General features: G+C 65.8%; 6 protein-coding genes. 1 reads left to right on the forward strand and 5 read right to left on the reverse strand.

The features are described from left to right. Nucleotides 1-596, reverse strand: a 596-nt coding sequence (locus tag AYR66_RS05325) for an aspartate/glutamate racemase family protein (RefSeq protein WP_088709613.1), incomplete at its 3' end; no start/stop codon positions are given. A 109-nt stretch (nucleotides 597-705) separates the two neighbouring features. Between AYR66_RS05325 and AYR66_RS05330 the strand changes: the two genes are divergently transcribed. After that, complete coding sequence (locus tag AYR66_RS05330; protein ID WP_088706663.1) at nucleotides 706-2,166, forward strand: aminotransferase-like domain-containing protein; 1,461 nt, start codon at nucleotides 706-708, stop codon at nucleotides 2,164-2,166. Here AYR66_RS05330 and AYR66_RS05335 read toward each other — a convergent pair. From AYR66_RS05335 to AYR66_RS29335, 4 genes are all read right to left on the reverse strand, one after another. Continuing rightward, nucleotides 2,163-3,596: an efflux transporter outer membrane subunit gene (locus AYR66_RS05335; protein ID WP_234814767.1), complete on the reverse strand. Its 1,434-nt coding sequence runs from the start codon at nucleotides 3,594-3,596 to the stop codon at nucleotides 2,163-2,165. The genes AYR66_RS05330 and AYR66_RS05335 overlap by 4 nt on opposite strands. 1 nt (nucleotide 3,597) lies before the next feature. Further along, nucleotides 3,598-6,792 carry an efflux RND transporter permease subunit gene (locus AYR66_RS05340; protein WP_088706664.1) on the reverse strand — a complete coding sequence of 1,065 codons (3,195 nt, stop codon included), beginning with the start codon at nucleotides 6,790-6,792 and terminating at the stop codon, nucleotides 3,598-3,600. Further along, nucleotides 6,789-9,878, reverse strand: coding sequence for an efflux RND transporter permease subunit (locus AYR66_RS05345; protein WP_088706665.1), 3,090 nt, complete (start codon nucleotides 9,876-9,878; stop codon nucleotides 6,789-6,791). Before AYR66_RS05345 ends, AYR66_RS05340 begins: the two co-directional genes overlap by 4 nt. 34 nt (nucleotides 9,879-9,912) lie before the next feature. Continuing rightward, nucleotides 9,913-10,121: permuted SH3 domain-containing protein (locus tag AYR66_RS29335; protein ID WP_474647525.1), on the reverse strand; the 209-nt coding region annotated here is incomplete at its 5' end.

Raw genomic sequence — 10,121 nt, forward strand, 5'->3', positions numbered from 1 at the left:
TCGGTGCAGCCAAAAATAATGCCCTGCGCGCCCCGCTCCGCCAGCCGGCAGATGACTGCGCGGTAAGCCTGGCGCGATTCCTCGCGTACCACGCCGCGGCACAGTTCCTCGAAGATCACCGAATGTATGACATCGAGATCCGCCTCGTCAGGCACCACACACTCGATGCTATGGCGCTCGCGCATCCGATCCTTGTAGAAGTCTTTCTCCATCGTGAAGCGCGTGCCGATCAGGCCGACTTTTGTCAGTCCGCTGCGGCGGATTTCCTGGCCGGTCGGGTCGACGATGTGAAACACCGGCATGTCCGCCTGCGCGGCGATGGCATCGGCCACGATATGCATGGTGTTGGTACAGATCACCAGGAAATCGGCGCCGGCCAGGCGCAGCGAGCGTGCAGCGCGCGCCAGCCGGCTGGCGGCTTCGTCCCATTCGCCGGCACGCTGCAGCTGCGCGATTTCGTCGAAATCGACGCTGTGCAGGAACAGTTTCGCCGAATGCAGGCCACCCAGTTTTTCCTTCACGGTCTCGTTGATGATGCGGTAGTAAGGGACAGTCGATTCCCAGCTCATGCCGCCCAGCAGGCCGATGGTTTTCATTGGGTCTCCATGCGATTGAAGTTTTTCAGGTGTTGAACTATCCTAAACGACATTACCGGTACAGTACCAGTACACTTATTCAAATAACCCCGACCACTGTCATGGCAAAATGACCAATACAGCCAGCATGCGCAAAACCGTCGCCGCCGAATTCAGCATCGCCGCGCCGCAAGTCTTGTCAAGGGACGGCGGCGAATCGCTCGTCGACCAGATCGTGCGCTCCATCGAAGCGCGCATCGATGACAAGCTGCTGCGCAGCGGCGCGCGCATGCCATCCATCCGCCAGTACGCGGAAACCTATGGTGTTTCCCGCTTTACGGTAGTGGAGGCCTATGACCGGCTGGTTGCCCGGGGCTACCTGGATTCGCGCCGTGGTTCCGGGTTTTACGTGCGCGAACGCGCGCCCATGGTGGCCAGCAATGCGCCGCGCGCGGTCGATACGATGCCGGCCCACCTCGATGTGGTGTGGCTGGTGCGGAACATGTTCCGCCAGCATCCGCAGGACAAGATGCCGGGTTCCGGCCTGCTGCCGGCCGACTGGCTGGATGGCGAACTGGTGGCCAATGCCTTGCGCGCCATCAGCCGCCAGAACCAGAGCCTGCTGCTCCAGTACGGCAATCCGCAGGGTTCGCTGCTGCTGCGCCAGCAATTGCAGCTCAAGCTGGCCGAACTGGAAATTGCCGCCTCACCGGAACAGTTCGTGACCACCTCCGGCATCACCCAGGGCCTGGATATCGTGGCGCGCCATTTCACCCAGCCGGGCGATACGATTTTCGTGGACGATCCGGCGTGGTTCCTGATGTTCGGCTCCTTCGCCACCCTCGGCGCGAAAGTGGTGGGCATCCCGCGCCTGCCCGACGGTCCGGACATCGCGAAGCTGGCGGAGCTGGCAGCCGTGCACAAGCCCAAGCTCTACGTCATCAATTCGGTGCTGCACAACCCGACATCCACGTCCCTGTCGGCGGCGAAGGCCTTCCAGGTGCTGAAGATCGCAGAACAGCACAACATCACGATCGTCGAGGATGACATCTATTGCGACCTGCATCCGGGCAGCAGCGTGCAGCCGGCAACGCGCATCGCCTCGCTCGACCAGCTCAACCGGGTGATTTATCTCGGCGGCTTCTCCAAGACGTTGGCGGCGAACCTGCGCGTCGGCTTCATCGCCACCTCGCCCGAGATGGCGCAGCGGCTGGCCGACCGCAAGATGCTGACCACGCTCACGACTTCCGACATCGGCGAGCGCACCGTCTACAAGATCCTGTCCGAAGGACATTACCGCAAGCATGTCGACCGGCTGCGCGGCAAGCTGGATGCAGTGCGCGACAAGACGGTCAAGCAGCTGGAACGCGTCGGGCTGAAGGCGGATATCACCACGCCGGCGGGCATGTTCGTGTGGATCGATACCGGCGTGGATACCAATGTGCTGGCTGAGAAGGCGGTGCAGGAAGGTTACCTGCTGGCGCCGGGCAGCCTGTTTTCGCCGAACCAGCTGCCGTCGACGCGGATGCGGATGAATGTTGCCAGCGCGGGGGAAGTGGGGTTGCTGCGCTTCCTGGAGCGGAACATTTAGGGACGCCAGCCCCCGCCTAGCGCCTGGATCAGCGCAACCGCCGCCGTCTGCCTGTCCGCCTGCGCCTGCACCACTGCACGGCGGGCGTTCAAGGCAGTGACCTGCGCGCTGACCACCTCCGAAAAACTGACCTGACCGGCGCGGTAGCGGTTGAGCATCAGCGCCTCTGCCTCATCGGCCGCCTGCGATGCGCGCATGCGCAGCTCCTGCTGGCGTGCCAGTACCTGGGCAGCGGCAAGCTGGTCCTCGACATTCTGGAAAGCGCCGAGCACCGTCTGCCGGTAACGCGCGATCGCCGCGTCGCGCGCCGCTTTCGAACTCTCCACCTGGGCCGCGGTCGCGCCCGCATTGAACAGGGTCTGTGCCGCCGACAAGCCGAGCGACCACAAGGTATTCGACGCGCCGAACAGACCCGCAACGCTGCTGCCGCTCGAACTATACGACGCGTTCAGGCCGATGTTCGGAAAATAGGCGGCGCGCGCAATGCCGATCTGTTCGTTGGCTGCGGCTACGCGGCGTTCGGCTGCAGCAATGTCGGGCCGCCGTTGCAGGAGTGTTGACGGCACGCCAACCGGCACCTGCGGCACCGACACCTTCCATTCAGCCGGCGCGAGTGTGAATTCGGCCGGCGCCTTGCCGACCAGTACCGCGATCGCATGTTCCAGTTGCGCGCGCTGCCGCGCCAATCCCACCTCGTCGGCCTGGGCGTTGGCGAGCTGCGTCTCCGCCTGCAGCACGTCGGTTTTCGTGGCGATGCCTGCCGCGTAACGGTTGCGTGCAATCTGCAAGGCCCGCTCATAACCGGTGATCGTCGCCCGCAGCAGGGCTGCCTGCGCATCGGTCTGGCGCAGCGAGAAATAGTTTGCCGCGAGCTCGCCGTGGGCAGACAGGCGGGCCGAAGCGAGGTCGGCCGCGCTCGCCTGCGCGCTGGCGCTCGCACTGTCGGCGGCGGCGCGCAGCCGGCCCCAGACATCCGGCTCCCAGCTCGCGCCGATGCCTAGCTGGACGCTGTCTCTTGCGCCCGCCGCACGTGTCGCGGTTGCCGTGCCCTCGCTGCCTTGTGCGCGGCCTGCTCCGGCATTGAGCGTCACCACAGGAAACAGGGCGGCGCGCTGCTGCTGCACCAGCGCCCTCGCCTGCGCATACGCGGCGGTGGCGGCGGCGATGTTCTGGTTCGAGACATCGACCGCGGCCGCGAGTTCGTCCAGCACGGGATCATCGAACAGCGTCCACCATGTTCCCCGGTCGAGCGCATCAGCGGGCGCTGCCGGCACCCAGCCTTGCGCCTCCTTGAACGCCGCCGGTTCCGGCGTCGCCGGGCGTTCGTACACGGGCGCGAGTGCGCAGCCCCCTAGCAGCAGGGGCAGCAGCGCCAGCGTCACAAGTCGGCATCTGGCAGGGCGGAAAAGATCGTGCATGACGGTATTCATTTCAGCTTGGTTCGGCCGCGGCGCGGCTCAGTTGATGTTCTTCGGGATTGCGGCGGCGCAGCTTGTCGAGCAGCAGGTAGACCACCGGCGTCGTCAGCAGCGTGAGCAGCTGGCTGGCGATCAGTCCGCCAATGATCGCGATACCGAGCGGCCGGCGCAGGTCGGCACCTTCGCCGAAGCCGATCGCCAGCGGCAGCGCGCCGAGGGCGGCGGCCAGCGTGGTCATCAGGATCGGGCGGAAACGCAGCAGGCAGGCTTCGCGTACCGCTTCCAGAGGGGAAAGCCCGCGCCCGCGCTCGGCTTCCAGCGCGAAATCAATGATCAGGATGGCGTTCTTCTTCACGATGCCGATCAGCAGGAACACGCCGATCAGCGCGATCAGGGAAAACTCCATCCTGAACAGCAGCAGCGCCAGCACCGCGCCGACGCCAGCCGACGGCAGCGTCGACAATACTGTGATGGGATGCACCAGGCTTTCGTACAGGACGCCGAGCACGATGTAGATCACCACCAGCGCGGCGACGATCAAAAAAGGCTGCTGCCGCTGCGTATCCTCGAAGCTCCGGGCAGTGCCCTGGAAGCTGCCGCGCACGGTGGCCGGCATGGCAATCTCCGCTTCGGCCCGGCGGATGGCGACCTGCGCGTCGCCGAGGGAGCTGCCCTCCGCGAGGTTGAAGGAAATCGTCGTCGCGAGTTCCGCATCCTGGTGGTTGACCGAGCCGGGCGTCGAGCGCTCTGCAAAACGCGCGAACGCGGAAAGCGGGACCATGGTGGACGGCGTGGTGCTGATTGCCTGTCCGCTCGCCTGGTCGCGCAGCGAGGGATTGACGATGGACGTCGTGGTGGCGGTCGTGGTCGTGCTTGCGGTCGCCGGGACATGGATATCCTTCAACGCCTCCGGACTGCGCGAATATTCGGGCGCAACTTCCATGATCACGCGGTACTGGTTCAGCGCATCGTAGATGGTCGCCACCTGGCGCTGGCCGAAGCCGTTGTACAAGGCATTGTCGACTGCACGCGCATTGACGCCGAGCCGCGCGGCCGTGTCGCGGTCGACCTCGACAAAGGTTTCGACACCGTTGTCCTGCTGGTCGGTATCGACGTCGGTCAGCACCGGATTCTGCTTCATCGCCTCGGCCAGGCGAGTGGCCCAGCGTCGCAACGCGGCACTGCTTTCGCCCTTGAGCGTGTACTGGTAAGTCGACGCGCTCTGCCGGCCGCCCATGCGCAAGTCCTGCACCGGGTTGAGGAACAGGCTGACGCCGGTCACCTTCGCCAGTTGCGGACGCAGGCGCCCGATGACCGCCTGTCCGGTCACCTTGCGTTCGGAAAACGGTTTCAGGTTGACGAACACGAAGCCGCCGCCGGCGCGCGACCCGCCGGTGAAACCAACCACGGTATCGACCGCCGGATCGCTGCGGATGACATCCACCAGCTGCCGCAGCTTGCCCTGCATCGCCTGGAAGGAAATGCTCTGGTCGGCACGCAGGCCGCCGTTGAGCTGGCCGCTGTCCTGCTGTGGAAAGAATCCCTTCGGCGCGGCAGCGAACAGATACACGTTCAGGCCGACCACGGCCGCCTGGATGAAGAGGACCAGCCAGCGGTGGTACAGCGCCCAGTCGAGGCTGCGCTCGTATGTGCGGTGCGTCCACGCAAAGCCGCGTTCGAAGAAACGCGAGATCTTGCCCGGCGGCTTTTCCGCCTCGCCGCGCTTGAGCAGCCACGCGCACATCATCGGCGTGGTGGTGAGCGAGATCACCATGGAAATCAGCACCGCCGCGGACAGCGTAACCGCGAATTCGCGGAACAGCCGGCCGACCTGCCCGCCCATGAACAGCAGCGGGATAAAAACCGCGACCAGCGACAGGCTGATCGATAGCACGGTGAAGCCGACCTCGCGCGCACCGAGCAGCGCGGCGCGGAAGCGGTCCATGCCTGCCTCAATGTGGCGACTAGTGTTCTCAAGCACGACAATCGCATCATCGACGACGAACCCGGTCGCCACCGTCAATGCCATCAGGCTCAGGTTGTTCAGGCTGAAGCCGAGCATGTACATGACGCCGAAGGTCCCCAGCAGCGACACCACTGTCGCGACCGCGGGGATGAGCGTGGCCCGCGCGCTGCGCAGGAAGGCGCTGACGACCAGCACCACCAGCAGCACGGCGATGACTAGGGTCAGCTCGATTTCCTCCAGCGACGCGCGGATGGAATGCGTACGGTCCGACGCGACCTGCAGGCGCACGTCCTGCGGCAACTGCGCCTGCAGCGAAGGCAGCAGCGCGCGCACGCCGTCCACCGTTTCGATCACATTGGCACCCGGCTGCCGCGTCACCAGCACGATCACCGCCGGCTGACCGTTGAACAGCCCCAGCGTGCGAACATCCTCGACGCCATCCTTCACGTCCGCCACGTCAGCCAGCCGCACCGGCGCGCCATTGCGCCATGCCACCACCAGCCCACGGTAGTCCACGGCCGTCGGGCGGCCCTGCCCCGTTCCCGCTTGCGAATAGATCTGCAAGCGCCGGCCGTTGCCCTCGACCAGTCCCTTCGGGCGGTTGGCCGTGCTCGACTGGATCGCGGCGCGCACGTCTTCCATGCTGATGCCCTGGCGGTTGAGCGCGAAGGGCAGCAATTCCACTCGCACCGCTGGCAGCGAACCGCCACCAATTTCCACGTCGCCCACGCCGGGCACCTGCGCCAGCTTTTGCTGGACCAGGTTCGACACCTCTTCATAGACCTGTCCGGGCGAACGCGTCTGCGATGTCAGCGCGAGGATCAGTACCGGGGCATCGGAGGGATTGACCTTGCGGTAGGTCGGATTGCTGCGCAAGCTTGCCGGCAGGTCGGCGCGCGCGGCATTGATCGCCGCTTGTACTTCGCGCGCGGCCGCATCGATCTTGCGCGTCAGGTCGAACTGCAGGTTGATGCGGCTCGATCCGTTGCCGCTGCTCGAGGTCATTTCATTCACGCCCGCGATGACCCCGAGCCGCCGCTCCAGCGGTGTGGCGACGCTGGTCGCCATGGTGTCGGGACTCGCGCCCGGCAGGCTCGCGCTGACCGAAATGCTCGGGAAATCCACCTGCGGCAACGGTGACACCGGCAGCACGAAAAACGCGGCGATGCCCGCCAGCGCCAGACCGATGGTCAACAGCACGGTCGCCACCGGACGGCGGATGAACGGCCCGGACAGGTTCACTGCGCGCCTCCCTCCGCCGCCACGCGCCGGCCGGACCAGCGCCGCCCGAGCCGGTCGAACGCGAGGTAAATGACCGGCGTCGTGAACAGGGTCAGCAGCTGGCTGACGACCAGCCCGCCGAAAATCGACAGGCCGAGCGGCCGGCGCAGTTCCGCGCCCTCGCCCCAGCCGAGCATCAGCGGCAAGGCGGCAAACAGCGCAGCCAGCGTCGTCATCAGGATGGGGCGGAAACGCAGCAGCGCGGCCTGGTGAATAGCTTCCTGCGGCGACTTGCCTTCGTTGCGCTCGGCATCGATGGCAAAGTCGATCATCATGATCGCGTTCTTCTTCACGATGCCGATCAGCAGGATCAGGCCGATGATGCCGATCACGTCCAGCTCATGCCCGGTGAGCATCAGCGCCAGCAAGGCGCCCACGCCCGCGGACGGCAGCGTCGACAGGATGGTGAGCGGATGGACGTAGCTTTCGTACAGGACGCCGAGCACGATGTAGACGCACACCACGGCCGCCAGGATCAGCCATAGCTGGTTGGTCAGCGATGCCTGGTAGGCGCCGGCCGCGCCGAGGAAGCTCATGGTGACGGAGGGCGGCAGTTCTATTTCCTTTGCCGCCTGGCGGATGGCTTCGACCGCGTCGCCCAATGCCACGCCCGGCGCCGCGTCGAAGCCGATGGCGGTGGCGGGATATTGCGCCACGCGGGTGATCTGCAACGGCGCGGGACGCTCGGCAATACCGGCGACCGCGGACAGCGGCGTGGTCTTGCCGGATGTGGTGCGCAGCGGCAGCTGGCCGAGCGATTCCGGCGTTGCCGTTTCCGGCCTTGCTTCCAGGATCACGCGGTACTGGTTGCTCTGGGTGAAGATGGTGGAAATGATGCGCTGGCCGAAAGCGTTGTAGAGCGCATCATCGATCGCTGACGCACTGACGGAAAGGCGCGAGGCGGTGTCGCGGTCGACGTTGACGAAGATCGCACTGCCGGTTGCGCCGGCGTCCGACACCACGTTGCGCAGTGCGTTCACCGATTGCAGGCGCTGCTCCAGGCGCGACGCCCATTGGCGAACGGTTGCTTCATCCGCGCCTTCGAGCGACACTCGGTACAGCGTCGGCCCGGTTTCCGCATCCACCGTCAGGTCCTGCGTGGGACGCAGGTAGAGCGTGATGCCGGGAATCTGCCCGACCCGCTCACGCAGGCGGCCCATCGTCGCCTGCTGGTTGCGGTCGCGTCCCTGCTTCAGGTTGACCAGCATGCTGCCGGTATGCAGCATCGCATTCGACGCGCCATCGACGCCCACCAGCGAACTGAGCGATTCCACGTCGGGATCGTCGAGGATGGCCTTCGCGGCCTGCTGCTGCAGCTCGGCCATGCGCGCGAACGACACCGACTCCGCCGCCTCGTTGCGCGCCTGCAACTGGCCGGTATCCTGCACCGGAAACAGGCCTTTCGGAATGAATACATAGAGCAGCACCGTGACCGCAAGCGTTACCACCGCCACCACCAGCGTGAGCGGCTGGTGCGCCAGCACCCAGCGCAGGCCGCCGTCGTAGCGGTGGACCATGCGGTCGAAGGCGCGCTGGATTTTTCCGCCCAGGCCGCGGCCTTCGTGCTCAGGCTTCGAATGCCAGCGCGCGGACATCATCGGCACCAGCGTCAGCGATACCACGGCGGAAATCAGGATGGTGACGGCGAGCGTGACGGCGAATTCGCGGAACAGGCGTCCCACGACGTCGCCCATGAACAGCAGCGGGATCAGCACCGCAATGAGCGAGACCGTCAGCGAAATGATGGTGAAGCCGATTTGCTTCGCCCCCGTCAACGCCGCCTGCATCGGCCGCTCGCCTTTCTCGATGTAGCGTGCAATGTTTTCAATCATGACGATGGCATCGTCAACGACAAAGCCCGTCGCAATCGTCAACGCCATCAAGGTCAGGTTGTTCAGGCTGTATCCAAGCAGGTACATCACGCCGCAGGTACCGATCAGCGAGATCGGCACCGCGAGGCTGGCAATCACGGTCGCGCGCAAATCGTGCAGGAAACCGAGGATCACCAGTACCACCAGCACGACCGCCAGCACCAGTTCGAATCCGACATGCTCGACAGACGCGCGAATGCCGGCTGTGCGATCGCTCAGGACATCGACATGCACCGCGCCCGGCAATGCCGCCTGCAGCTCGGGCAGCCTTGCCTTGATCGCATCGACGGTCGCGATCACGTTGGCGCCGGGTTGCCGCTGCACATTCAGGATGATCGCCGGCTTCATGCCGGACCATGCGCCGAGCCGGATGTTTTCCGCGCTGTCGACGACCTGCGCGACGTTCGACAGCCGTATGGGAGCGCCGTCGCGGTAGGCGACGACCAGGTTCTTGTAATCCTCTGCCGTGAGCAGCTGGTCGTTGGAATTGATCGTGAAGGAGCGGGTCGGCCCATCCACGCTGCCCTTGGCGCTGTTGGCATTGGCCGCCGCAATGGCGGTGCGCAAGGAATCCAGCCCCAGTCCGTTCGACGCGAGCAGTTGCGTGTCCGCCTGGATGCGCACTGCCGGCCGCTGTCCGCCGGACAAGGTGACCAGGCCGACGCCGGGAACCTGGCTGATCTTCAATGCCAGCCGCGTATTGGCGATGTCCTGCACTTCGGTCAGCGGCAGCGTGTCGGACGTGATGGCCAGCGTCAGCACCGGCGCGTCGGCCGGGTTGACCTTGGCGTAGACCGGCGGCGCCGGCAGGTCGGCGGGCAGCAGCGAGCTGCCGGCATTGATCGCGGCCTGCACTTCCTGTTCCGCGACATCCAGCGTCTGGCCGAGGCCGAATTGCAGGGTGATGATGGACACCCCGGCCGCGCTGGTCGAGCTCATGCGCCGCAATCCCGACATCTGGCCGAACTGCCGCTCCAGCGGCGCGGTCACGCTCTGGCTCATGACTTCCGGGCTGCAGCCCGGGTACAGCGTCTGCACCTGGATCGTCGGGAAGTCGACCTGCGGCAGCGCCGACAGCGGCAGGAACTTGAATCCGATGATGCCGGCCAGCACGACCGCCAGCATCAGCAGCGAGGTGGCAACGGGGCGCAGGATGAAGGGACGGGACGGGCTCATGCCGGCCTCCCGCCCTCGGGAGTCGGCATACCGATCATTGGGTCGCTCCCTGGGATCGCCGTCCGCCATCCGGCGACTTTCCGCCCCGCTTGCGCTCCTGGCCGCCGCCCGCGCCGGGCTTGTCCTCCGGCAGGTTCACCCGCGCGCCGTCACGCAGGCGGTCCGCACCCTCGGTAATCACCTGCTCGCCCGCCTGCAGGCCGGAGACGATCTGCACCTTGTCGCCCGCCGGCAGGCCGCGCG

Origin of the sequence: Noviherbaspirillum denitrificans, assembly GCF_002211445.1 — a bacterium.
In the GTDB taxonomy this organism is placed as follows: Bacteria; Pseudomonadota; Gammaproteobacteria; order Burkholderiales; family Burkholderiaceae_D; genus Noviherbaspirillum; species Noviherbaspirillum denitrificans.

Bases quoted from the DNA above. Each gene is read 5' to 3' on its own strand.
- AYR66_RS05330 (WP_088706663.1), top strand. From the start codon at position 706: ATGACCAATACAGCCAGCATGCGCAAAACCGTCGCCGCCGAATTCAGC.
- AYR66_RS05335 (WP_234814767.1), bottom strand. From the start codon at position 3,596: ATGAATACCGTCATGCACGATCTTTTCCGCCCTGCCAGATGCCGACTT.
- AYR66_RS05345 (WP_088706665.1), bottom strand. From the start codon at position 9,878: ATGAGCCCGTCCCGTCCCTTCATCCTGCGCCCCGTTGCCACCTCGCTG.